Raw genomic sequence first — 25255 nt, 5'->3', positions numbered from 1 at the left:
AAAACTCAGTTAAGCTTATAAAGGGCAGATGGTGGATGCCTTGGGTAGTAGAGGCGATGAAGGACGTACTAGACTGCGATAAGCTATGGGGAGCTGTCAAGAAGCTTTGATCCATAGATTTCCCAATGGGGCAACCCAGCTAGTAGCAATACTAGCTATGTGAGTAACAAAGAGTAGAAAGAAAGTATAAGAAATCTTTCTAATTTTTAAAACTTTGTTAAGAGACTTTAATCTTTATAGTCAGTCTTTAAAGATTATAAATACTTTTATACAATATCTTAATCTTAGTAATTTTCTAGATTAAGAATAATAAAATCTTTTCTATTCTTTGTTGCTCACAGGCGAACCTAGTGAAGTGAAACATCTCAGTAACTAGAGGAAAAGAAATCAAACGAGATTCTCTTAGTAGCGGCGAGCGAAAGGGGAAAAGGGCAAACCCAATGCTTGCATTGGGGGTTGAGGACTGCAATATCCACTAAAATACATTAATAGAACATTCTGGAAAGGATAGCCATAGAGGGTGATAGTCCCGTATATGAAAATGTATTTTTAGGTAGCAGTATCCAGAGTAGGTCAGGACACGTGAAATCCGGGCTGAAGCAGGGGAGACCACTCTCCAACCCTAAATACTACTACTACACCGATAGCGAACCAGTACCGTGAGGGAAAGGTGAAAAGAACCGCAGTGAGCGGAGTGAAATAGAACCTGAAACCATTTGCCTACAATCATTCAGAGCCCTATTGTGGGTCTCATTAAGAAATTAGAGAGGCTTGTCTTTTGAGCTAAAGATGTGTGAGTTCGCTTTTTGCTTGTGCGATAGCCCTAAGGCTAGTCTCCGTGCAAAAAACTTCACAACGCACATTTCTTATCTAAAATACTGCACTATAGGGTGTTTCTTATTTGCGAAACAACAATAGAGAGAATCTTAATCTTTAAGATTCCATTAGAGTTGAATCTTTTAATAAGAACAGCTAGAAATTCTAGCATTGTGGATAAGATGTGGGTTATCAAGAAAAAGTCGCAAGGAGTTACGTAGCGGTAATGACTAAGACTTTTTCGTAGATTCCCACAAGCCGAATTTAGCTTAATTTTTTAGTGAGACTCACAAGGGTGATGGACTGCCTTTTGCATAATGATCCTGCGAGTTGTGGTATCTGGCAAGGTTAAACCAATGTGAAGCCATAGCGAAAGCGAGTCTGAATAGGGCGTTTAGTCAGATGCTGCAGACCCGAAGCTGAGTGATCTATCCATGGCCAAGTTGAAAGTGGGGTAACACCCACCGGAGGACTGAACTCGTACCCATTGAAACGGGTTGGGATGAGCTGTGGATAGGGGTGAAAGGCCAATCAAACTCAGTGATAGCTGGTTCTCTTCGAAATATATTTAGGTATAGCCTCAAGTGATAGTAATAGGGGGTAGAGCTCTGATTGGGCTAGGGCTGCTCACCGCGGTACCAACCCCTGTCAAACTACGAATACCTATTACCGTATCTTGGGAGTCAGGCGGTGGGTGATAAAATCAATCGTCAAAAGGGGAACAACCCAGACTACCAACTAAGGTCCCCAAGTTCTATTCTAAGTGGAAAATGATGTGAAGTTACTCAGACAACCAGGAGGTTGGCTTAGAAGCAGCCATCCTTTAAAGATAGCGTAACAGCTCACTGGTCTAGTGATTTTGCGCAGAAAATATAACGGGGCTAAGATAGACACCGAAGTTGTAGATTGTGCTGATGCACAGTGGTAGAAGAGCGTTGCATACAGCGTCGAAGCCATACCGGTAAGGAGTGGTGGAGCGTATGCAAGTGAGTATGCAGGAATGAGTAGCGATAAAAGTGGTGAGAATCCACTTCGCCGAAAATCTAAGGTTTCCTACGCTATGCTCGTCATCGTAGGGTTAGTCGGGTCCTAAGACAAGTCCGAAAGGGGTAGTCGATGGAAAATTGGTTAATATTCCAATACCAATATTAGTGTGCGATGGGGGGACGCATAGGGTCAAGATGAGCCAAGTGATAGAAGTCTTGGTCGAAGGGTGCAAGTAAGAAGATTGGCAAATCCGCTTCCTTTTCCCAAACCCAACAGGCTCTTTGAAGTCTTCGGATGGATAGGAGAATCATTAAGATCGTCGTGCCAAGAAAAGCCTCTAAGTTTAGCTAATATTGCCCGTACCGTAAACCGACACAGGTAGATGAGATGAGTATTCTAAGGCGCGTGAAAGAACTCTCTTTAAGGAACTCTGCAAACTAGCACCGTAAGTTCGCGATAAGGTGTGCCACAGCAATGTGGTCTCAGCAAAGAGTCCCTCCCGACTGTTTACCAAAAACACAGCACTTTGCAAACTCGTAAGAGGAAGTATAAGGTGTGACGCCTGCCCGGTGTTCGAAGGTTAAGAGGATTAGTTAGCAGCAATGCAAAGCTTTGAATTGAAGCCCGAATAAACGGCGGCCGTAACTATAACGGTCCTAAGGTAGCGAAATTCCTTGTCGGTTAAATACCGACCTGCATGAATGGCGTAACGAGATGGGAGCTGTCTCAAAGAGTGATTCAGTGAAATTGTAGTGGAGGTGAAAATTCCTCCTACCCGCGGCAAGACGGAAAGACCCCGTGGACCTTTACTACAGCTTGGCACTGCCGATGGGAGCATTATGCGCAGCATAGGTGGGAGGCTATGAAATCTTTACTCTGGTAGAGATGGAGCCATCGTTGAGATACCACCCTTAATGTTTCTGTCTGCTAACTAGCTAGAGTTATCCTCTAGTAGGACAATGCCTGGTGGGTAGTTTGACTGGGGCGGTCGCCTCCTAAAAAGTAACGGAGGCTTGCAAAGGTTGGCTCATTGCGGTTGGAAATCGCAAGAAGAGTGTAATGGCATAAGCCAGCCTGACTGTAAGACAAACAAGTCAAGCAGAGACGAAAGTCGGTCATAGTGATCCGGTGATTCTGTGTGGAAGGGTCATCGCTCAAAGGATAAAAGGTACCCCGGGGATAACAGGCTGATCTCCCCCAAGAGCTCACATCGACGGGGAGGTTTGGCACCTCGATGTCGGCTCATCGCATCCTGGGGCTGGAGCAGGTCCCAAGGGTATGGCTGTTCGCCATTTAAAGCGGTACGCGAGCTGGGTTCAGAACGTCGTGAGACAGTTCGGTCCCTATCTGCCGTGGGCGTAGGAGAGTTGAGGAGATCTGTCCCTAGTACGAGAGGACCGGGATGGACATACCACTGGTGTAGCTGTTGTCCTGCTATGGGCATCGCAGCGTAGCTACGTATGGATGTGATAAACGCTGAAAGCATCTAAGCGTGAAGCCAACTCCAAGATGAACTCTCCCTGAAGGTCGCAAGAAGACTACTTGCTTGATAGGGTAGAGGTGTAAGCATAGTAATATGTTTAGCTGACTACTACTAATAGACCGTTTGGCTTAATTGATAAAAGCCACTGCCTTAATGAGTGTAAATACACTCCAATCTTTTTAAAGTTAGATTGATTATTACTTAAATTCTAAATATATTTTTAATAACAAATAGAAGCTTTTAAGAAAAAAGAAGTATAAAACCTTTATTGTGCTTGATAAATTATTATTTATAGAATAAAAGTAAGCCTACAAGTATTGATAATACAAATATAATTATTACTTAAAACTATAAAACTTAAGAATAAAAGAGAGATATTGTATTAAAGAAAAAAGTATTTTATTAATAGGTTTATAATGACTCTATAGAGAATAAAAATTTTTAATAAAATTTAATAAATAATTGATAGCTTAGTATAAATAAAAATTTGATATTTCAATGAAACAAACTTTCATCTATGTAGAGATTACATAGATGAATTAATACTTTCTTTAAGGGTTTAATATATTGGAGGTAAATTGAGTCTTTAACAAAATATAAAATCCCCTTATATTGTCATCTTCGTGCTAATAGAGAAGAGGTTCCACCTAGCTCCATTCCGAACCTAGAAGTTAAGCTCTTCTTCGCTGATGATACTGCAACTTTCAGATGTGGTAAAGTAGGACGGTGCGGAGATGAGAGTATAAGGATATTTTATCCCCCTTACTTTATGATTATTTCTTTATGCTTGTATCGGTTATATTGTTGTCTGTATTTGAAAAGAGTTTATTTAGACTTTATCTTATGTAGTATATCTTTGAAGTTAAACCTTTTATATAAGTCTCTATGTTTTTTAAGCTTTCTTTTTATCAATAGCTCTTAGATTTATTAATGATTAATCTTTTTAGAATTTAGAGTAAAGTTTTATCCTCTAGATTAATAGCGTTGTATTATTATCTTAATATGTTAAGCCTTCCTATCTCTTTAGTAGTTACCCTATTGTATAGGGAGTAAGTAAAAGAAATATAAGGGATAAAAGTTAAGTTTTATTAGTAGGATTTAGGATTATAGAATTGTGAGTTGTAAGATTTAAGATTGTAGGGTTTGGTGGTGTTAATAAAGTTTAACTAAGCTTGTTATTATTGCAAGAGATTATAAATCTCTAAAGCTTTTTTAGAATCTACCACTTTTTGCAATTCCTCCAAACTTGCTTGATAAATAGATTGAAAGTCTCCAAAATAAGCTAAAAGTTTCTTTTGTGTGCTTTTACCAATACCTTTTAACTCTAAAATCTTGCTTTTATACATTGTTTTTTGTTTTTGTTTTTGGTGAAAGGTAATAGCGAAACGATGGGCTTCATCCCGTAATTTTTGTAAAAATTGCAAACGTTTATCGCTAACTTTAAGCCGATATTCCTTTAAACGCTCATCTCTTAATACATCCCTAGCTCCACCCTTAGCACGATGGGCTTTAAAATCAATTTTTTCTTTAGCAATGCCTATCACTTCAATATTTATCCCCACACTTTGCAACAATTCTTTAGCTAAATTTATCTGCCCCGATCCTCCATCTAAAAGCCATAAATCTGGAGGGAAATCTAGGGAAAAAGATTCAATGCGTCTTGCAAGCATTTCACGCATTTGGGAGTATTCATCACTTCCGCTTAATGTATAATGCCGATAAGATTTTTTAATAAAACCCTCTTCATAAACAATCATAGCCCCGACACTTTGAGCACCCCTATGGTGGGAGGTATCAAACACTTCAATCCGATAAGGAATGTTTTGCAGTCCTAATAATGCTTTCAAATCCCTTAAAATGTTTTCTTCTTGGTTAGTAGTTAATCTTAGAGTTTCTTTAGCATTTTGCAAAGCAAGGTTACAAAGCCTTTTTTTCTCTCCATTTTTGGGGAAATGGATAGAAATTTTTCTTTGCAATTGCAAAGAAAAGAAATTCTCTAATTCCTGCTTGACCTCGCCTAAATCATAGGGAATTAATATCTGTTTGGGGATTAAGGGTAAATCCTTATGGTAATAATCAATGAGGGCTTGTTTATAAATCTCCACTATTTCAAATCCATAGTCACTTTTAATGTTTTGTAAAGCACTAGAGACAATCCTCCCATTACGCATAAAAAACTTCACTAAAACCCCTCTTTTCTCCTCTAACACAAGCGCAAAAATATCCAAATCCTCCAATCTAGCAAAATCCACACTAGAGAGGGGGTTAATCTGCTGAATTTTTAGGATTCTATCGCGTAAAATCATCGCTTCTTCAAAACGCAAATGTTGCGATAAAAACTCCATTTTTTCTTCTAGTTTTGTAAGAATCTTTTTGGGATTTTCTATACATTCTAAGGCTTTTTCTAAAATTTTTGCGTATTCTTCTTGACTCACCCTCCCCTCACAAGGTGCTAAACAACGTTTGATTTGATAAAACAAACAAGCCTTTTTACCGCGGATGCAACTCTCCTTTTGCACAAGCGGAAAAAACTCATAAAGACAATCTAACAAATCCCTTCCTCCACTAGAATAAGGACCAAAATAACGAATGTTTTGTGTTTTTTTCATTACTTTACGCGTCAAAACTATACGCGGATAATCTTGGCTTTTATCCACACATAAATAAGGATAAGTTTTATCATCACGTAAGAGGATATTATACTTAGGCTTTAATTGCTTAATAAGAGAGTTTTCCAAAATAAGTGCATCGTGTTCATTTTCTACAAGAATATAACGCAATGTAGCCACTTGTGAGACCATTTGTGTAATTCTTGGGCTTAAATTAGGCGCAACACTAAGTTTGGGGGTAAATCGGAAATAGCTTTTAATGCGATTTTTTAAATTCCTAGCTTTTCCGACATAAAGCAATCTCCCCTCACTATCAAAATAATGATATACGCCACTTTGTGAGGGGATTTTTTTTAATTCTTTCAAAAGATATTCATTTAAAGGTGCTAATGGTTGCATAAAATAGCTTTTCTAATCGATTCAAAAATTTCTCTAATTTCTTTATCTTTGGCTAGATTTTCAAAATCCCCCTTAGCTATTTCCCCATAAACTTCCAAATTCTCTGCTTGTTGTGTTTGGAATTTTTGGTAGGCATTATTACTCACAAAAGCTTTAATATCCATAACCCCCAATAATTCCTCTTTGCTTTGTTGGTATTGCTTTAATAACTGCTTTATTATTGTTAGTTTATAATCAAACTCCTGTTTATAACAAGGATGTTTTAAAGCAAAAAATAAAGCTTGGTTTTTGATATAACAAAAACAAACACCATCACGCAAACTTTTAGGCAAAGCCCATAAAAACCCTTTGATTTGTTGAGTTTGGTGAAGTTTTTGATAAGAAGGAGTATTAAAGAGATGAGACAAAATTTGCGATACCTTTTTCATATGCTGATTATAGCACAGATTATATTCTTTAATGGATGTGGCTTTAAAGACGACCCTTTTAGAGATACTAACACCAGCGTTAAAGAAGACTACTAATGCATTATGATGTTATTATCATTGGTGCTGGAGTTGCAGGACTTTATGCTTCCTTAAACTTACCTAAAAATCTTAAAGTCCTTATTCTTTGCAAAGATCAACCTTGGGAGTGCAATACCTTTTATGCACAAGGTGGAATTGCTGTTGCAAAAGATAAAAAAGATATTCCTTTACATATTAATGATACCCTAAAAGCAGGGGCTGGTATGTGTGATGAAAAAATTGTCAAACTCCTTAGCCAAGAGAGCTTAGAGGTATTAGAAGATTTAATTGCTAAAGAAATCCCATTTGATAGAGATAAGGAGGGGAATTTACTCTTTACCAAGGAAGCTGCTCATAGCACTTCTAGGATTATACACGCTGGAGGAGATTGCACAGGTAGAGTTATACATAGTCATCTTATCTCACAAATCTCCCATGCTCTATGGAAAAACGCCACCGTTACAGAGCTGCTTATAGATAACAATCACTGCTATGGCGTAAGTGTATTAACCAAAAGAGGAAATTACAATCTGTATGCAAAAAATATTATTTTAGCAAGTGGGGGCATAGGCGCTTTATTTGAATACCATACCAATGCCTATACAACCTCTAGTGAATTACACGGGATGATTTTAGAAAATGGCTTAGAGCTTCAAGATATGGAAATGCTACAATTTCATCCCACTGTATTTGTCAAAACGCCTTATGCTAGGAAAATGCTCCTTAGTGAAGCTCTAAGGGGTGAAGGGGCTTATATCATAGATTTTTGGGGAAAGCGATTTTTATTTGATTATGATGATAAAGGAGAGCTTGCCTCAAGGGATAAAGTTGCACGTTCTATTTATGATTATAAATTACAACTTTTGCAAAAATACCCTGCTAATTCTCAAGAATCTGAAGTTTATTTAGATTTAAGTGCCTTCTCTAAAGATTATTTTCAGACAAGATTCCCCAATATCGCCCGCAATCTTAACGCATTTGGCTTCGATTTACCTAAAGATAAAATCCCTATCTCCCCTGCTTTTCATTATTGTATGGGGGGTATTAAATCCGATGAAAGGGGCAAGGTATTACATATGGATAATCTCTATGCTATAGGAGAGTGTGCCTGCACAGGAGTGCATGGAGCTAATCGTCTTGCCTCAAACTCCCTTTTAGAAGCTCTTGTATTTGCGCGTCGTGCTACATTAGATATTTTAGGAAAAGAAAGCACCCTTAATAAAAGGGAATTTCCACTCCATACCCAAACCCTCCATAAAGAACAAGATGAAAACCTCAAAACTATTTTACGCAATCTTATGTGGAATAAAGTTGGTATTATTCGCAAAAAAAGCGACCTTAATGAAGCCTTAGGAGGCATTGAAGTTATGTTACAAAGCGGTGTTGGGAGACTTTTAAAACTGCGTTTATTAACTGCTAAAAATATTGTTGAATCAGCACTCAAACGTTCCCATTCTGTTGGTGCACATTATATGCAATAAGCAATATTTTCTTAAGTTATAAGTTAATCTTAAATAAGATTCTCCATAAATTTTCATTAGGGATTTTTATGAATAATTTACAAATTTTAGTGCTAGATTTTGGCTCTCAATACACACAGCTTATCGCAAGGCGTTTGCGTGAATATGGGGTTTATACCGAGATTGTCCCTTACTTTGAAAAGCTAGATTTTATTAAGGGTAAAAACCCTAAGGGTATTATCCTAAGCGGAGGACCTGCAAGTGTATATGAAAAAGATGCTTATAAACCAGATTTTGGCTTATTTTCTCTTGGTGTGCCTGTGCTTGGAATCTGCTATGGTATGCAGCTTATTGCTCAACATTTTGGTGGGCGCGTGATGAGGGCAGAAGCGCAAGAGTTTGGCAAGGCGATGTTAGAGATTATGGAATCCTATGCGGATAAAGATTCTAAAACTTCATCTTATCCCACACTTCAAGGCGCACAAGTGCCAATGAGCCTTTCTTTTACGCTTTTTAACTACAGCAAGTTTCCTCAAATGCTTGATACGCTAATAGATTTGTGGGAAGATTCTGTGCGAGTAAGCCACACTTTTTTAACTAAGCAAGACATTGCAGAGATTAAGCCAGAAGTCAAAGCAGCACTCAAAAGCTCCCAAAATATCATCACTGCGACAGATAAAAAGGATTTTTTGGGCTTTATTGGTGTGGAAAAGAACAAGATTGAAATGCTTTTTGTCGCATCAAGTGCCTTTAGAAAAGGTGTGGGCAAGGCATTGCTAAAAGAAGCATTGGAGCGATATTTGAAAGATTATCCTTACATTTTGGTGGATTGTAATGAGCAAAATACGCAAGGCTTGGCATTTTATCAGTACTTAGGCTTTGAAATAATGAGCAAAAGCGCGCAAGATTCCGCAGGGCGAGACTTCCCCATCGTGCATTTGCAAATAAGTAAAAAGAGACTTCAAACCGCTTTAAAATCTTACGACACAGTTACTGCACCTATTTTGAGCACAGAACGCACGATTTTACGCCCTTATACACAAGCAGATTTTAAGGCGTTACACGAAATTTTAAGCGATGAAAAGACGATGTATACGTGGGGACACGGATTTAGCAAAAAGGAGAGCCAAGAATGGCTGGATAAGCAGTTGACGCATTATAAAAAGTATGGCTTTGGAATCTGGGCGATTATAGAGAAGCAAAGCGGCAAGATTATCGGCAATGCAGGGCTGAATTACGAACAAATTTGCCTTGAGCCTTTAGAAAACAAGGCGCAAAAAACCAAAGGGGAGTCTAAAAAAATTGTAGAAATCGGCTATCTTTTACACCGCGATTTTTGGAACAAAGGCTATGGAAGCGAAGTGGCTAGAATGTGCGTAAAATATGGCTTTGAAACTTTGGGATTAGAGGAAGTGTATTGCCTGATAAAAGAGGATAATTTAAGCTCTATAAAAGTTGCCCAAAAGCTTGGAGCAATGTGCGTTGGCATAAATAGCAAGATTAGCACACATAAGGAGCAAGTGTGGGAGATAAAAAATACCGATTCTATCCACGCACTCTTTAAAAATGTGAAGCAAGATTCTATCGTATGGATGAGCCACGCTGATAAAGTAGAAACTATCCCTCAAGGATTTAAAGAGCTTGCAAAGTCTGGCAATACACATTATTGTGCGATTGCAGATTTTAAGCGCAAAATTTATGCCTTGCAGTTTCACCCTGAAGTCGTGCATAGTGAGTGCGGGGGGCAAATTCTGCAAAATTTTGCCGTAGGCATTTGTGGTGCAAATACTTGCTGGAATATGCGGAATTTTGCGCAAAATGAGATTGTAAAACTGCGTCAAATCGTGTATGGAAGTGGGGTTAGGCAATGTGTGAATCCTGTCTTTAAGGACATAAAAGAAGCTTTTAAAGAAATAGGCAAAGCACAAGCGATAAAAAAGCTCCTTAAAATTTGGGAAGATTCTGTAAGAGCCACGCAGCAAGTAAGTGAAACTTTTATTACCCACAGGCGCAAAGAGATAGAAAAAGATTATATTGCAAAGGCAGAGGAAATATTGATTGCCAAAAAAGCGGGGGAATGGCTAGGCTTTACTGCAGTGAAAAGCAATGAAATTACTCTGCTTTTTGTTGCTTCGCAACACTTTGGCAAAGGGATTGGCAAAGCATTACTTAAAGAGGCTTTGAATCGGCATTTATACCCATTTGAAAAAATCAAACTTAATAGTCGTAAGCAAGCCCTCTCTTATTATAGCGAACTAGGTTTTTACAAAGTAGGAGAACCCTTTTGCGTTGGAAATTATCGGGAGATTATACTAACTCCTATGGAGGTAGCAAGGGAGGACTTAGAGTGCGCTTTGGAATCCCTAAGGGATTCTTTGCATTTTATCACTCTTGTGGAATCCTTTAAGCAAGTTGGTAAAGCACAAGCCATAGAAAGGCTTGTTGAAATCTGGGAGCAGGGCGTAAAGGCGATATACCCAAATTTAAGCAAGAAGCAAATTGCAGGTATGAGGGAGGAAATCAAAGCGGATATTGGAGATTCTAAAAATCTGCTTATCGCACAGAGTGCAGGGCAATGGCTGGGATTTATCGCGGTGCAAAAAGATGAAATCACAATGCTTTTTGTCGCAGTAGAACTTTTTAAAAAAGGCGTGGGTAAAGCTTTGCTGCAAGAAGCATTTACGCGATATTTAGGCAAATATGAAGTGATAAAGGTAGCAAGTTTAGAGTGGGCTTTGGGCTTTTATCAACATTTAGGATTTGCAAAAACAGGAGAGAAACCTATCCCCGCAGGGAGTGCAGGTGCATTTTCACCCGAGCTTATTCCGCTAAATATTACGCGTGAGAGTTTGCAAAAGTCTTTGGGGCTTGAGGTGCAAGGAAAGTGTGAGAGAATGCGCTGTGCTTGGGCAACAGACAAGGACGAGGTGGCGCGTAAATTGTATGAAAACTATCATGATGATGAATGGGGCGAACCACTGCACGATGATAGGAAACTTTTTGAGTTTCTTGTTTTAGAGAGTTTTCAGGCGGGGCTTTCTTGGATTACGATTCTTAAAAAGCGTGAGGGTTTTCGGGTGGCGTTTGATGACTTTGATTACCATAAAATCGCCGCTTATAATGAAAGCAAAATAGAATCTTTAATGCAAAATGAGGGGATTATCCGCAATCGTGCCAAAATAGAATCTGCAATTACCAATGCTAAGGCATTTATGGCAGTGCAAAAGGAGTTTGGAAGCTTTGATAAGTATATTTGGGGCTTTGTGGGAGGTAAGCCGATTATCAATGCCTTTGAGAGTATTGCAGATTTGCCCGCTTCTACACCGCTTTCGGATACAATCGCTAAAGATTTGAAAAAGCGTGGATTTAAGTTTGTCGGCACTACGACTATGTATGCGTTTATGCAGGCTATTGGAATGGTGAATGACCACCTGATTTCGTGTTTCAAAAGGCATTCAACTTTGGGCAATCATTCCGCAGATTTTTGGGATTTTGAAAGTTCGCAGACCATTAGTCTAGCCTCACCCCCAAAATCCCAAAAAAACTACGAAAGCACTACCGCAAATCTTAGAATACTAGATGAAAAGCAAAGCAAAACGAAAGTGGAATCTAAAGATTTTGCCAAAGATTCTAAGGCGGAAAGATTTTTGAGGGATTTTAGTGGTTTTGGAGCGAGGGGCGAAGGGAGTTACCTTGAGGGTAATGACCAAGCACCGAGCGAACAATCCGCTAAAAGCACCAAAAAGCCAACGCCTTCTAAGGTTTTATGTGCGGTGAGTGGTGGGGTAGATTCTAGTGTCGTTGCAGCTTTGCTTTATCGTGCCATTGGGGAAAATCTTATCCCTGTGTTTGTGGATACCGGGCTTTTGCGCAAGGGTGAGAGGGAAGCGGTGGAGAAAATGTTTAGAGAAAATCTCAAAGTGCCGCTGATTACTGCGGACGCGAGCGAGCTATTTTTAAGCAGGCTTAAAGGCGTGCTAGACCCAGAAAAAAAGCGTAAAATCATCGGCGAGACTTTTATCGAAGTCTTTGAAAAAGAGGCGAAAAAGCACAATACCAAAGGTGAGATAAAATTCCTCGCACAAGGCACGCTTTATCCTGATGTAATAGAATCTGTGAGTGTCAAGGGTCCCTCTAAGACGATAAAGTCGCATCACAATGTCGGGGGGTTGCCTGAATGGATGAAGTTTGAGCTCATTGAGCCTTTGCGGGAGCTTTTTAAAGACGAGGTAAGAGCGTTAGGGCGAGAGCTTGGAATGCCCGAATCTATGCTAATGCGCCACCCATTCCCAGGACCCGGGCTTGCCATACGCATTATGGGCGAGGTGAATAAGGCGGATTTGGACTTATTGCGTGAGGCAGATTCTATCTTTATAGACGAACTCCACAAACAAGGCTATTATGACAAAGTGTGGCAGGCGTTTTGTGTGCTTTTAAATGTGCGGAGCGTAGGTGTAATGGGCGATAATCGCACTTATGATAATACGATTTGTGTGCGTGCGGTAGAAGCAATTGATGGAATGACAGCGACTTTTGCGCATTTGCCCCACGATTTTTTAGAATCTGTGAGTAATCGCATTATTAATGAAGTAGAGGGCATTAACCGCGTGGTGTATGATATCACAAGCAAACCCCCGGGCACAATTGAGTGGGAGTAGTAATGATACAAATTTTAATGAAGGAATATAAATGCTAATAGAGAAAATCAAAAACTCAAAAATGTATGATGTCCAAGAAATACAAATGACAATAACAAATGATATACACAATAATCTAAAGAAAAACAACACTATATTCAACTATAAAAATATAATGCTATACAATGATTCTGTGCTCAATAAACAATTGCTACAACCTCAAAGCCTTGATTTAATCATTACTTCGCCGCCTTATAATGTAGGGATAGAATACAACTCCAATGTGGACTCTAATGACTACAAAGAATATTTAGAATTTTGTAAAATTTGGTTGAAAAACTGCTATTTTTGGGCGAAAAATGGAGCAAGATTCTGTCTTAATATCCCTTTGGACAAAAATAAAGGCGGACAACAAAGTGTAGGAGCGGATTTAACACAGATTGCTAAAAAAGTGGGTTGGAGATACCATAGCACGATAATATGGAATGAGGGCAATATCTCAAGGCGCACTGCGTGGGGGAGTTGGCTCTCTGCTTCAGCTCCTTATGTGATTGCCCCTGTGGAGTTAATCCTCGTGCTATATAAGGGCGAGTGGAAAAAACAATATAAAGGACAAAGTGATATACAAAAGCAAGAATTTATGGATTGGACTAATGGACTATGGACTTTCAATGGGGAATCTAAAAAGCGCATCGGACACCCCGCACCCTTTCCTAGAGAATTACCACGCCGCTGTATCAAACTTTTTTCTTTTGTCGGCGATGTAGTATGCGACCCTTTTAGTGGGAGTGGCACAACGATGATAGAATCTTATCTCAATAAGCGTCAGTTTGTAGGCATTGAATTAGATTCCACCTATTGCGAACTCTCGAAAAATCGTTTTTTAGAGATAATTAAAAAAGAAGGGGGATTGTTTGAATGAGTGAAAAACAAGGTAGCCAACTTGATTTAATAATGGAATTTTTTAAAGCAAATCCCAAGAGGGATATTCCACACCCCGAAGTTGTGGATTGGGTTGTCAAAGAGTGGCAAAAACGCACAGGAAATGTTTTTAGGGACCCGGATAGAGGGATTCGGAGTTTGCACCAAAGGGGTTATTTGCAAAAAATTGCAAAAGGAGTCTATCGTTATGACCCTGATTTTGTTGCTTTGCGGGAGGATTTGGAGGATTTTACCCCCGCACTTAAAAAGCAAATTTTAGAGCGAGATAACTATCAATGTGTTATCTGTGGAATGGGCAAAAAGGAGGGCGTGGAACTACACATTGACCATATTAAACCTAAAGATTTGGGCGGTAAAGCCACTTTAGAAAATGGGCAAACACTTTGCAGTAAGCATAATTTCTTAAAGAAAAATCTAAAACAAACCGAAACAGGCAAAAAGATGTTTTTAAGAATGTTAGAAACTGCCAAAAATGCCAATGAGAAAGAATTAATAGACTTCTTAGAAGACGTGCTAGAGGTTTATGAGAAACATAATATCAATGGGCATATCGTGTGGAAGAAATCATGAAAACTGCATTTTACCGCAAAAACTATTGTTTTGGTACTGGAAGCGTAGGTGTGATGGGCGATAATCGCACTTATGATAATACGATTTGTGTGCGATCGGTGGAAGCAATTGATGGAATGACGGCGACTTTTGCGCATTTGCCCCACGATTTTTTAGAATCTGTTTCTAATCGCATTATTAATGAGGTTGAGGGTATTAACCGCGTGGTGTATGATATCACAAGCAAACCCCCGGGCACGATTGAATGGGAGTGAGGGAGTTATATGAACTTGGAGCAAGAAATGACTGCAAATTTATTTACTAATGCCATTTTGAAACAAAGAGGCAATCAAGACCTTACAATAAAAAAATTTACTTTTATAGATTTATTTGCTGGGATTGGCGGAATAAGGTTGGGGTTTGAAAAACTAGGTGGAATCTGTGTCTTTTCGTCAGAGTGGGATAAGGAAGCTGCAAAAACTTATTTTGCAAACTTTGGAAAATATCCACAAGGCGATATTACAAAAATAGATTCTAGAGCTATTCCAAATTTTGATATTTTGTTGGCTGGATTTCCTTGTCAGCCTTTTAGTATTATAGGGGGCAAGAAGGGATTTAAACACGAGACACAGGGGACATTATTTTTTGAGATTGAACGCATTTTAAAGGATAAGCAACCCAAAGCCTTTATGTTAGAAAATGTGCGTAACCTAACCGCCCATCATCAAGGACAAACCTTTAAAACAATCCTTTCACATCTGCAATCTTTGGGATATTTTGTTCATAGTAAAGTATTAAATGCTCTTGATTTTGGACTTCCGCAAAAACGAGAGAGAATTATTATTTGTGGTTTTAAAGAAAATGTGCCTTTTAGTTTCCCGCTTCCTTTAGAATCTAAAATTACACTCAAAGAGATTTTAGAATCTAATGTGGATAAAAGGTATTATGTGAAAGATTCCATTAAACAATCAAGACAAAATAGAATGAAAAAAACTATTGCTAAACCTTATATCACACACGAAAATGTAGGTGGCTCTATTACGCCCCATCACTATTCTTGCGCCCTTAGGGCTGGTGCTTCAGCGAATTATCTTTTGGTTGATAATGAGAGGCGATTAACAGAAAGAGAGATGTTACGCTTACAAGGATTCCCAGAAAACTACCAAATTATAGGCTCTTACACACAATGCAAACATCAAATAGGCAATAGTGTGCCTGTGCCACTCATTGAAGCAGTAGCAAGGGAAATGCTAAAAGTATTGCGTGGGTTTGCGTCAGCACAAAATAAGGAAAAAGTATGCTAAAAGCTGCAAAACAAGCTTTAGATAAAGTCATTACAAAATCAAGAATCCACTTTTATAAACCGATTCAAATTGCAGAGATTCTTTATCGTGATAGAACCTTTGGCGATATAGATTTAGGTAATCTTGAGACATACAGAACCAAAAGCAAAGCTTGGAGAGACGAAGTTTGTATTGCATTACTTGGTAGAATCTCTACAAGCTCGGCAAAGTTTCAAGATGATTTATTTAACGCGATTCCTCCCCAATTTATTGTGGAATTAGGAAAATTTAATAGAGAACATAATGGAGCGATTGAAAGCTATATCTATAATAAGTTTATTGGCAAATATATACAACTCAACAATGCCCTTGACTATTGTTTGAATACAGATAAAGCAAGTTTTGAGATTTCACATTTTATTAATTTGTTTTGGTATGAAGCTGGATTGAAGCGCAGTTTGGATAAAGTCTATGAAATTATCACCCATTCACTCTTTGATACATTAGCGCAAACTTTAGAATTAAGTATCACCCTCTCAATCAATCAAGACAAGCTCAATATTTTAAAAGAATTTGAAGATTTTGCAAAATCTGTAATGTGCTTGGATTCAAATAATCTTTTCACCACACAAAAAGCACGCATTTATAGAGTTGGTGTAACTAATGCGGCAGATAGAGGGCTTGATATGTATGCAAATTGGGGAGTGGCAATACAAATTAAGCACTTAAGTCTTGATAACGAATTAGCAGAAAGCATAGTATCTCATATTCAAAGTGATAGAATTATTATTGTGTGTAAGGAAGCTGAAAAGTCTATCATTTTGTCTTTGCTCACACAAATTGGCTGGAGAAATAAGATTCAAAGTATTATTACAGAATCCCATTTGATTGCTTGGTATGAAAAAGCAATGCGTGGAAAATATGCAAACTTGCTCGGCGATAAGCTCCTTGAAGCACTTTGTTTGGAGATTACAGAGGAATTCCCATCTGTCAAAGAATTGCCAGAAATTCTTAAAGAGAGGCATTATGAGAATATTAAAGATGAATTTTAAAATACAATTTTTTACCCACGATTTTTTAGAATCTGTTTCTAATCGCATTATTAATGAGGTTGAGGGTATTAACCGCGTGGTGTATGACATCACAAGCAAACCCCCGGGCACAATTGAATGGGAGTGAGTGGAGTATGGATATATTATAATTTTGTTATAAAATTAGATATAAGGAATGAAAATGAGTGAGCAACAATATCAGTCTTTAAGAGCTATTGCAGATTTGGGGGGGTAAAAATTTTATTGTCCCAAGTTATCAAAGAAGCTATCGCTGGGGTGAGAGGGAGATTCAAGCTTTACTGCAAGATATTTGGGATTTTGCACAAATGCAGAATCAATCTGATTTTTATTGCCTACAACCTGTGGTTGTGAAAAATAATAAAGAAAAATATAGAATCATTGATGGGCAACAAAGACTTACGACAATATTTTTAATCATAAAATTCCTTGAAAATAAAGATTTCTTTAATATTTCCTATGAAACTCGTCTCAATAGCACTGATTTTTTGAAAAATATCAAAGATAAAACTCAAGAAGAAATTGAAAACATAGATTTTTATCATTTTTATAAAGCTTATGAAGTTATACAAGGTTTTTTTAACAATGAAAGCATTGACAGAAATAAGTTCTTAGAGGTATTGCTTGATAAATGCAAGGTCCTTTGGTATGAAATCGCCCCTAAAGAAAATGAAAATGAAGTTTTTATTCGCCTGAATATTGGAAAAATCCCTTTAGTGGAAGCAGAGAATATTAAAGCTTTATTTTTAAGCAAAAATGATGAATTAGATTCTGATGATTTAAAAGATAGGGCAGAACTTTGGTATCGAAGCGAAATTGAAGCAAGAGAAAATAGGGATTTTAGGTATTGTGTGTTAAATAAAATTAATAAGAAAGAAGATATAGAAAATAAAATACTAAAAGATGATATTCAACGAATTGAGGCATATTTAAAATCACTTGTTCCTCCCTCAAATAAAAAACATTATTTGTTTGAGTATTTTTACAAATGCTATAAAGACGGAACACTCAATAATCAATGGAATGAATTAGAGAATGCAATCAATACACTCTCTGGCTTTGCAAGCGGACAAGGAAATGACAAAATAGATAGAGAAATTTTTCACTATCTTGGATTTTTGATTTTAAGTGGAGAAAATATTTATTCCCTCTATAAAGAATGGAAAAATGATACCAACAAAGAATTATTTTCGCAAAAGCTTTTAGCAAAAATTCAAAATAAAATTTCAAAGATTGAAAATATAGAGGAACTACAGTATAAAAAAGATGATGCAAAAATAAAAGAGATTCTCTTACTTTTTAATTTGGAATATCTTATCTGCGAGGAAAGTTCCAATGAATATTTTAAATTCAATCGTTTTGTGCTGGAGCAATGGAGTTTAGAGCATATTTACGCTCAAAAGTCTGAAAGCATTCAAGGGGCTATAAAAGGCAAAGACAATAAAAGTATTATTCAATGGCTCGAGGAAACTTTATCATACATTGATGATGATATGCTTAAGCAAGAAATTGACCAAAGCATCAAAGAATCTAATTTTGACGATGAATCATTTAAGAAATTATGTAAGAAAATTAATGACAATTTTGAAAATGATGATACTTTACATACAATCCAAAATCTCACATTGCTTGATAAAGAGTCAAATAGTCAAATTGGTAATCAAATATTTAGTCAAAAACGCAAAGCAATACAAAAACTTGGCGAACAGGACAAACTCATTCCCATTGCTACAAGAAAAGTGTTTGAAAAAGTATTTTCTGAAAACAAGAGTAATCCTGATATTTTTGAACAAAAAGACCAAGAGGATTATCTTGCAGCCATTAAAGAGTCTTTAAAAAGATACACAAAGGAGAATAAATGAATCTCAAAGAATTGCTAGAAAAATATAGAATTGAAATTCCTATATTACAAAGAGACTATGCACAAGGCAGGGAGTCTCAAAGTAAAATCGCTAATGAGTTTCTATCTGCAATCTTTAATGTATTAAATGGTAAAAGACAATCCTTGCATATTGATTTTATTTATGGCTATCAAGAAAATGATAAATTTTTACTCATTGATGGGCAACAACGTATTACAACACTTTGGCTATTGCATTTTTATCTTTATAAAAAAGCGGGTTGTTTGGAGCAAATAAAAGATTTGTTGGCAAAGTTTTCCTATAATACTCGCAGAAGCTCTGCAAATTTTTGTAAAAATTTATTAAAAAAGGACTTTGATATAAGCAAAAAGCCAAGCGAGGCGATTAAGGACAAAGGCGGAGAGTTTGAGAAAGCAGAAAATCTCAATAATGACCCTACCATTAAAGCAATGTTAAATATGCTTGATTGGATTTTTGAAGAAGTTAAGAGCAAAAGAGAGATTAAAAAACTTGCAGAAAACTTAGATAATATCACCTTTGATTTATTTGATATGGGAAAATTTGAACTTGGTGAAGAGCTATATATCAAAATGAATGCAAGAGGCAAACAGCTTAGTAAATATGAAAACCTTAAATCATTCATTGAAAAAGATTCTAAAATCTCTAAAGAACAAGAACTTTTAAAGAGTATGGATACGAATTGGAGTGATTATTTTTTTGATAGTGAAAATCCAGAAAAGTTTGATACGCGAGGGTGTAATTTTCTCCATTATGCTACTCTCTTTTTTGCATTAGAAAATAAAGAAATAGAATCTAAAAATATTAAAGAGGCTATTGAGAATCCCAACCAACCCATAAATGAATTTTATGAACCTTTGCAAAATGTTGAAAACATCAAATTGCTTGATAGAGTGGTAAGCTTGTGTATATCATTTCATAGTTTAAAAAAAGACGAGGATTTAAAATTAAAAAACTCGTCTTTTTTTAATAAAAATAAAACATTGAGTTATCCAGATATTTGCTATTTTTTCTCTATTTTATTTTTTATGAAAGAAAATATAGAGGTAGAGAATGTAGAGAATATTGATAAATCTGCATTTAATGATTATTTAAGAGTGTGTAGGCATTTTATTGAAAATCATCGTCTTGATAACCCAGAAGAGCATATACCCTCATTTTTTAAGCTTTTTAAACATCTTTCACAAGGACATCAAAATATCTATCAATTCTTGATAGATAATCCTACCTATGAATTTCATAAAAATATTTATACTTTAGAAGTAAAAAAAGCAGAACTAATTTTGGCTAGTCGTGAGGGAGGAGAAAATTGGGAGAACATACTTAACCAAACAAGTGAGCATAAAGTTTTAAAAGGTTGGGTGGATTTCCTCCTTGATTTTAGCGATGAAGAGTTTGATTTTGGATCTTATGAAGAAGAATCCGAATTCTTAAAACAACCAAACCTATATAAATTTCAACAATATGCGAATATAACAATGGAAATTTTAGATAACGAGCAATTTTTAGATAAGAATCTTACGCTTTTTCAAAGAGCCTTTTTATGTATAGGGGATTTTGGTTTTTATCACAGGAATTACTTTTATGGCAATTCCCCCTATGATAATTTTAGAGATAGGGAAGCCTTAAATTGGATTCTTAAAGGAAGCAAAAACCGTTCAGAATTACCTTATTTCAAAGAATTTTTAGATGCTTTACTAGAGTGTAAGGGTGAAAATCTAATTGATAAAATGCAAGAGGTTATCAAAAACACTGATTTATCACAAAAAGAATGGCGGGAGCAACTTTTAATTGGAGAGCCAGCACTATTTGACTTCCTTAATGAGAGAAAAGAGATTTTTCAAAGATATCGTAGAATCCGATATTTTGATCATATCAATAAAGTTGAACTTTTACCCGGCTTAAGTAATACAACAAATGTAAAAGACTTGCTTGATTATGGGTTTTATTGCTATTGCAAAGATTATTACAAAGATAAAAGTTTAAAAGTTTCAGAGTATGAATGTAATGAGAAACAATATGGAGATAAATTTGAGTTATTACCACATTTTTCTTTAGATAATATGAAAGTTTTATGCAATAGTATGGAATCAAAGATTTGCTTTGGCAATAAAGAATATCCAATCAATCTTGAAAAAGGTAACAATATTTTTAATGAGTTTGATAGAATTTTAAAGCTAATTGATGAGGATAGAGTCATCAAATAAACCACTTCCTAAACCAAAGCATAGAGCTTGCAAATCACCTATATTGCCTATTCTAAAAGTATTAGCACCGCTTAACTTACCCGGATAAATCACAAATCCATTGAATTTCAAATATTCATACATACTCTTAAAAGTAAAATCTTTGAAATTAGGATAGCAAAAAGTGGTAATAATAGGAGAGTGATGGCATTTAGTGATATAGGACTCATAGCCTATTCTCCATACCATAGCTTAGGATTTCTTGCATTTGCTTATAGCGATTATAATGTGCTAATATCCCACCCTCTGTCTCAAGTTCTATTAATGTAAAGTCTTTATTTGTTGTTTCTGCAAAAAGTTCGACTAAACTTTCACTCCACAACATAATTACTATAAAAACCAAAAAGGCGGTGCTAAAAATATAAAATGAGAGATTTTAGCCTTGTCTTGTCCTTTTTGCGTAATTATAACTGAGGGCGGGTTGCATACCCTCATATAAATCATAGTAAAAGTAACGATGAAAGTATCTATATGAAGAATAACAGAGAATGTCTCCACATCGCTTTGTCTTGAAAGCTTAAGTAATAAAAGGTTTGCGACAATCGTTAAAATTGAACCTGAAATATTGCCTAAAAATTTAGAACTGCCATTGTAAAAAATATTTACAAGTGTTTTTAACTTAAAGAGAATCCTGCTAAATTTTAGCTCCACATTACCAAAAATAAAAGGCAAAAAGCCCAAAATTGTAGTCAAACTTAAGCCTATGCAAGTAGAAAGTGCCGCAGAAAATAATCCCCAACCAAATACTGCGATAAACAAATAATCCAAAAAGATATTGCAAAGTGCCATTAAAATGTTAATCAACATACTATACATATTTTCGCACAAATTTGCAAAGCATTATCTAGAATAAAATACAATAAATGATGTAAAGTAAATAAAAATACTTATAAACTCCCTTGCTTTTGCCTTAGAAGATTTGTGAATCTCTAGCAAATTTACCAAAAAAGTACAAAGAAGAACGCATATATCGCCATAAAACGACAATAAAAACAATCCCAAAGAAATGCTAAAGAGAATTGAAACCTCCTTTGACTTGCCCTTACCTAAAGGAAGACTAATCCACACAGATGAACCAATAAAAACCATATTTTGTAAGTGCAAAGCCAATAAAGCTAATAATGACAAAAGGCATAGATTCCATCAATAATATAATAAATAGAGAAAAATACGTTACTCACACAATTAGGCAACGCACAAGCAAATACAAAGAGTGTTTTGTAAAAATATTGGACATAGGATTCCTTTTGAGATTTCTAAAATTTAAATAAGAAAAATCAAAAAGCTAATAGAGACTTTGAGAGGCAAAAGACATTACCGTTTAGCACAATTAGTTAAATTTTGCAATCTCTTTTGCGATGGAATCCTTATTTTTATTAATGCTTGAAGTCTCATCTCGCGGCTTTTCACCATTTTGAGATTCTCCACCAAAACTTAGCCAATTAAAGCTCCCTATAATCATAAATTCCCTATCACAAATGAGAATCTTTGAATAACTATTGTCTGATTTGAACATAAAAAGCTTAGGATAATTGTTGCTCCATTGTGTGGTAATATTTTTTGAAACCTTATCTATGCCTATCTTATCAAATCGGTTTCTAGGTTTTAAGCCATATTTAATCTGCACTTTAACACCTCTTTTGAGTGCAGATTCTATATCACTTTGATATATTTCAAGGATATTTGCTCTTATCCAAGGACTTTGGATATATACTGCTTCTTTTGCATTAGCCAAGATATATTTCAAATATTTTTTATGCTCTTGCGTTTCTAAAGTCTTGCCCTCGCTTAAATCAATGTTTAGTTGCTCCTCTATAACTTCAGGAGTGAATTCTTCAAATTTTTGTTTATTATCTTGATAGGTTTGATTTTCACTGGGATTGAAATTGCTGGCATCTATGAGTTTATCAAGAAGCTTGGTCGCGTCTTTATCAATTTCTATCCTTTCATTTAAAGCCAAAATTTTTTCTTCCTCACTTTTGTTTTTATAAAACAGGCAAATGTATTCTTTGAAATATTTTTTAGATTCATCTATGGCACATATTTGCTCTATATCGTAGGATTCGCTTCCCTTTGTTGGACTTAGAATCTCCCTTAACATTTGCTCTAGGCCTAAAGTCTCATCTTCATTAAATAATTCATCTAAATTTTCAAATCTCAATCTTTTCTCGCCTTTTGGTTTAAGCTCTATAACATCTTTTGAATCTTTTGGTCTTGATAAATGAAAATCTTTACTTTTTCTGCTTTGTTTAGCATTTCTCCACAAATGCCATCACTTAACACATAATCAATCTTGTTTCTCCTATCTTCTCTTTTTCTTTCTGCAAGGCTTCTTTGCCACTATCGCTAAGCTTTATAGAATCTGCTGTCTTAATAAAGCCCTTTGTCTCTAAATCTGCTAAAATACTCCTAAGTATCTCGCTATCAAGCTGTGTGATGTCTCCCAAAGTTTGCCCTATATTTATATCTTGCAAACTCTCTAACTTTTTAATGTTTTTTAAAATACTAAGAATGATAGGGTGAATATCCTGCTCCTGCACAATATCGTATGTTACCTTGCTGACATACATAGGATAAAGCACCCATTTTGTATCATACCAATAATAGCTCGTGTCTTGTTGCTCTTGCATATCTATTTTTTGCACGAGAAAGCGAAACATTCAGCCGCTTTTCATCGGCAATAAAATCAATCTGCCCCTTTTCTTTGCCTTTGGCTTTGTTTGCTATTTTTGCCTTTAGAGGAGCACACACAATCATAAATGATAATATCCCTATCACTGCCTTGAAAGCTATCCACCGTGCCAATATCTAGCCCAATATTAGAATCCTTAAAATTATTTCTTATGGATTTAAGCTTATTTTTAAGCAAATCAGCTTTTGCCTTATAAGGCGTGATAATGCCTATATCTTGAATAGAATCTGGATTTATTTTTTCTTTAAGTCTCTTAAGTGTGCGTTCTATAATCTTTGCGTTGCAGTGATTAATTTTCCCCGTGCCTTGTTGTTTATCTTCTTTATCACTTTTTTGCTTGTATCAAGCCAAATTGCATTTTTTGAAAAACAAGTGAGATGATGTCGTTTTAGCTCATCTTGCCCCTCTTTTGTTTGCAATTCTCCCCCATAAAAGCTGTGGCTATATAGCTCACAGATACTAGAATGGGTGCGATAGTTAAAAGTTAAGCGATGTTTGAAATACCCTAAATACTCTGTTTTATCTTTTATTGCATTCTCCATTCTCTCATATAATCGCTCAAAAAGAGAGGTGGCTACCTCTTGCTTTTTCGCATCTTTTAAATGCTTCGCTACCTCATCATCTACTACTGGAGCTAATTGTTGATGGTCGCCCACTAAGATAATTTTCCTTGCTTTAATACAAGGCACTAAAAGCTCACTTAGCGTAGCTCTCCCAGCCTCATCAATAATTGCCACATCAAAGACAATTTCTTTAAAATCTTTCTAAGAAATACCAAGCAAAGTGCCAAAAAAGAGGCGAATATTTTTTAAAAATAAATTTGCAGTATCACGGCTTTTGTCTTTATCTGCACCAATCTTTGCACTTAAGGTTTGTAGCTTTTTGTCAAACTCATCTTGCAAATTTTTCAGTTCCTCTTGAATGCCCTCATTTTAGTGCTTAATGGGATTATTTTTGATTCTCTCTTGTGTCTGTGATGATTTTATTAAGCACTTTTTGTGGCACAAATTTCTTTGCTCCCTCCCTCATTTTCTTTTCATCATTTCCAATGCGCAAAATCTTATCTTCCTCTTTTGCGATTTTTTCTAGCACATTATCCACAGCTTGATTACTCTGTGAGGAGATAAGAATCTTATAATGCCGATGTCTTTTCATAAGCTGCTTTACTATCTCTGTGATAGTTGTCGTCTTACCAGTTCCGGGTGGCTCTTGAATGAGTAAAATTTCACTTGCATTATCTAAACTCAAAGCCTTTTGCACGGCTTTTTGTTGATTTTCATCAAGTGAAGAATCTATGAAAGATTTTATCTCTATAAGTTCGTTTGCTTTTAGCTCTTTGGGATTATTAATTTTCCTAAGCAAATTTGGAATGAGAGTGTTTCCATCGTTAAGCTCCTCTAATGTGCGATTTTTCTTATTCCATAAAATTTCCTCTATTTGATAATCGTGAGAGATAGAATAAGTCATTTTTGGATTGTTATTTATAGCAACAGAATCATATTCTTTAGGGAGTTTTATTGTAGGTTTTTGCGTAGCGCAATCATAACTTTGCACTTCGCCTTTAATTGGATCTTTTTCACCATTTTCCTCAATAATAACTTTATCTTTAGGTTTAAAGACATTTTGTGTTTTGTTTTCTTGTAATGCTTTGGTATCGTTTATATCCTCCTGATTTTGTAAATCTTGTAAGTTTTTG

20 protein-coding genes, 2 rRNA genes and 2 pseudogenes are annotated in these 25255 nt (G+C 36.1%); 13 read left to right on the top strand and 11 right to left on the bottom strand.

The genetic code is table 11. The features are described from left to right. Positions 1–7 precede the first annotated feature (7 nt). Both CDV25_RS04590 and rrf read left to right on the top strand, forming a co-directional pair. A 23S ribosomal RNA gene (locus CDV25_RS04590) occupies positions 8–3422 on the top strand. 483 nt (positions 3423–3905) lie between these two features. Further along, positions 3906–4021 (top strand): 5S ribosomal RNA (rrf, locus tag CDV25_RS04585). Positions 4022–4464: 443 nt separating this feature from the next. Here the strand turns inward: rrf and uvrC are convergent. Together uvrC and CDV25_RS04575 are read right to left on the bottom strand one after the other, a co-directional pair. Then, positions 4465–6294: an excinuclease ABC subunit UvrC gene (gene uvrC, locus CDV25_RS04580; RefSeq protein WP_108910958.1), complete on the bottom strand. Its 1830-nt coding sequence runs from the start codon at positions 6292–6294 to the stop codon at positions 4465–4467. Then, on the bottom strand, positions 6282–6701 hold the full coding sequence (locus tag CDV25_RS04575) for a hypothetical protein (protein ID WP_239056425.1): 420 nt from the start codon (positions 6699–6701) through the stop codon (positions 6282–6284). Before CDV25_RS04575 ends, uvrC begins: the two co-directional genes overlap by 13 nt. Between CDV25_RS04575 and CDV25_RS10750 the strand changes: the two genes are divergently transcribed. From CDV25_RS10750 to CDV25_RS04505, 11 genes and pseudogenes are all read left to right on the top strand, one after another. After that, positions 6693–6818, top strand: coding sequence for a hypothetical protein (locus tag CDV25_RS10750; protein ID WP_269149134.1), 126 nt, complete (start codon positions 6693–6695; stop codon positions 6816–6818). The two genes, CDV25_RS04575 and CDV25_RS10750, sit on opposite strands and share 9 nt — an antisense overlap. Beyond that, positions 6818–8281 carry an L-aspartate oxidase gene (locus tag CDV25_RS04570; protein WP_108910956.1) on the top strand — a complete coding sequence of 488 codons (1464 nt, stop codon included), beginning with the start codon at positions 6818–6820 and terminating at the stop codon, positions 8279–8281. The genes CDV25_RS10750 and CDV25_RS04570 overlap by 1 nt, the downstream gene beginning before the upstream one ends. A gap of 68 nt (positions 8282–8349) precedes the next feature. Next, on the top strand, positions 8350–12918 hold the full coding sequence (gene guaA / locus CDV25_RS10745) for a glutamine-hydrolyzing GMP synthase (RefSeq protein ID WP_269149133.1): 4569 nt from the start codon (positions 8350–8352) through the stop codon (positions 12916–12918). An 85-nt stretch (positions 12919–13003) separates the two neighbouring features. After that, positions 13004–13819: a DNA-methyltransferase gene (locus tag CDV25_RS04540; protein ID WP_108911823.1), complete on the top strand. Its 816-nt coding sequence runs from the start codon at positions 13004–13006 to the stop codon at positions 13817–13819. Beyond that, entirely contained in the window at positions 13816–14409 is a 594-nt protein-coding gene (locus CDV25_RS04535; protein WP_108910955.1) for an HNH endonuclease, read from the top strand. Before CDV25_RS04540 ends, CDV25_RS04535 begins: the two co-directional genes overlap by 4 nt. 38 nt (positions 14410–14447) lie before the next feature. Further along, positions 14448–14663: pseudogene (locus tag CDV25_RS04530) on the top strand (GMP synthase (glutamine-hydrolyzing)); the annotation flags it as partial. A 9-nt stretch (positions 14664–14672) separates the two neighbouring features. Next, positions 14673–15692, top strand: a complete 1020-nt coding sequence (locus CDV25_RS04525) for a DNA cytosine methyltransferase (protein ID WP_239056424.1) — start codon at positions 14673–14675, stop codon at positions 15690–15692. Then, complete coding sequence (locus tag CDV25_RS04520) at positions 15686–16723, top strand: HaeII family restriction endonuclease (RefSeq protein ID WP_108910954.1); 1038 nt, start codon at positions 15686–15688, stop codon at positions 16721–16723. Before CDV25_RS04525 ends, CDV25_RS04520 begins: the two co-directional genes overlap by 7 nt. 13 nt (positions 16724–16736) lie before the next feature. Then, positions 16737–16850, top strand: a pseudogene (locus CDV25_RS04515) (GMP synthase (glutamine-hydrolyzing)); the annotation flags it as partial. 88 nt (positions 16851–16938) lie between these two features. Next, positions 16939–18603, top strand: coding sequence for a DUF262 domain-containing protein (locus tag CDV25_RS04510; RefSeq protein ID WP_108910953.1), 1665 nt, complete (start codon positions 16939–16941; stop codon positions 18601–18603). Continuing rightward, positions 18600–20828 carry a GmrSD restriction endonuclease domain-containing protein gene (locus tag CDV25_RS04505; RefSeq protein WP_108910952.1) on the top strand — a complete coding sequence of 743 codons (2229 nt, stop codon included), beginning with the start codon at positions 18600–18602 and terminating at the stop codon, positions 20826–20828. The genes CDV25_RS04510 and CDV25_RS04505 overlap by 4 nt, the downstream gene beginning before the upstream one ends. On the opposite strand, the gene CDV25_RS10165 is transcribed toward CDV25_RS04505, so the two are convergent. From CDV25_RS10165 to CDV25_RS04475, 9 genes are all read right to left on the bottom strand, one after another. After that, positions 20799–21056, bottom strand: coding sequence for a hypothetical protein (locus CDV25_RS10165; RefSeq protein WP_162550445.1), 258 nt, complete (start codon positions 21054–21056; stop codon positions 20799–20801). The genes CDV25_RS04505 and CDV25_RS10165 overlap by 30 nt on opposite strands. Further along, positions 21034–21192 carry a hypothetical protein gene (locus CDV25_RS10160; RefSeq protein WP_162550443.1) on the bottom strand — a complete coding sequence of 53 codons (159 nt, stop codon included), beginning with the start codon at positions 21190–21192 and terminating at the stop codon, positions 21034–21036. Before CDV25_RS10160 ends, CDV25_RS10165 begins: the two co-directional genes overlap by 23 nt. Before the next feature lie 5 nt (positions 21193–21197). After that, positions 21198–21674, bottom strand: coding sequence for an MATE family efflux transporter (locus CDV25_RS04500; protein ID WP_162550441.1), 477 nt, complete (start codon positions 21672–21674; stop codon positions 21198–21200). 523 nt (positions 21675–22197) lie between these two features. Further along, complete coding sequence (locus CDV25_RS04495; RefSeq protein WP_239056423.1) at positions 22198–23028, bottom strand: phospholipase D-like domain-containing protein; 831 nt, start codon at positions 23026–23028, stop codon at positions 22198–22200. 115 nt (positions 23029–23143) lie between these two features. Further along, positions 23144–23527, bottom strand: a complete 384-nt coding sequence (locus CDV25_RS04490; RefSeq protein ID WP_108910950.1) for a hypothetical protein — start codon at positions 23525–23527, stop codon at positions 23144–23146. Positions 23528–23553: 26 nt separating this feature from the next. Then, positions 23554–23829: an AAA domain-containing protein gene (locus CDV25_RS10740; RefSeq protein ID WP_269149135.1), complete on the bottom strand. Its 276-nt coding sequence runs from the start codon at positions 23827–23829 to the stop codon at positions 23554–23556. Further along, positions 23826–24296, bottom strand: coding sequence for an AAA domain-containing protein (locus tag CDV25_RS10735; RefSeq protein ID WP_108910948.1), 471 nt, complete (start codon positions 24294–24296; stop codon positions 23826–23828). Before CDV25_RS10735 ends, CDV25_RS10740 begins: the two co-directional genes overlap by 4 nt. 27 nt (positions 24297–24323) lie before the next feature. Continuing rightward, positions 24324–24461, bottom strand: a complete 138-nt coding sequence (locus CDV25_RS10155; RefSeq protein ID WP_162550440.1) for a hypothetical protein — start codon at positions 24459–24461, stop codon at positions 24324–24326. Positions 24462–24507: 46 nt separating this feature from the next. Then, complete coding sequence (locus CDV25_RS04475; protein ID WP_108910947.1) at positions 24508–25113, bottom strand: AAA domain-containing protein; 606 nt, start codon at positions 25111–25113, stop codon at positions 24508–24510. Positions 25114–25255: the final 142 nt, after the last annotated feature.

Origin of the sequence: Helicobacter apodemus (assembly GCF_003097575.1) — a bacterium.
In the GTDB taxonomy this organism is placed as follows: domain Bacteria; phylum Campylobacterota; class Campylobacteria; order Campylobacterales; family Helicobacteraceae; genus Helicobacter_D; species Helicobacter_D apodemus.
The sequence above is the reverse complement of the archived record's forward strand: the minus strand, read 5'-3'. Positions and strand labels throughout refer to the sequence as shown.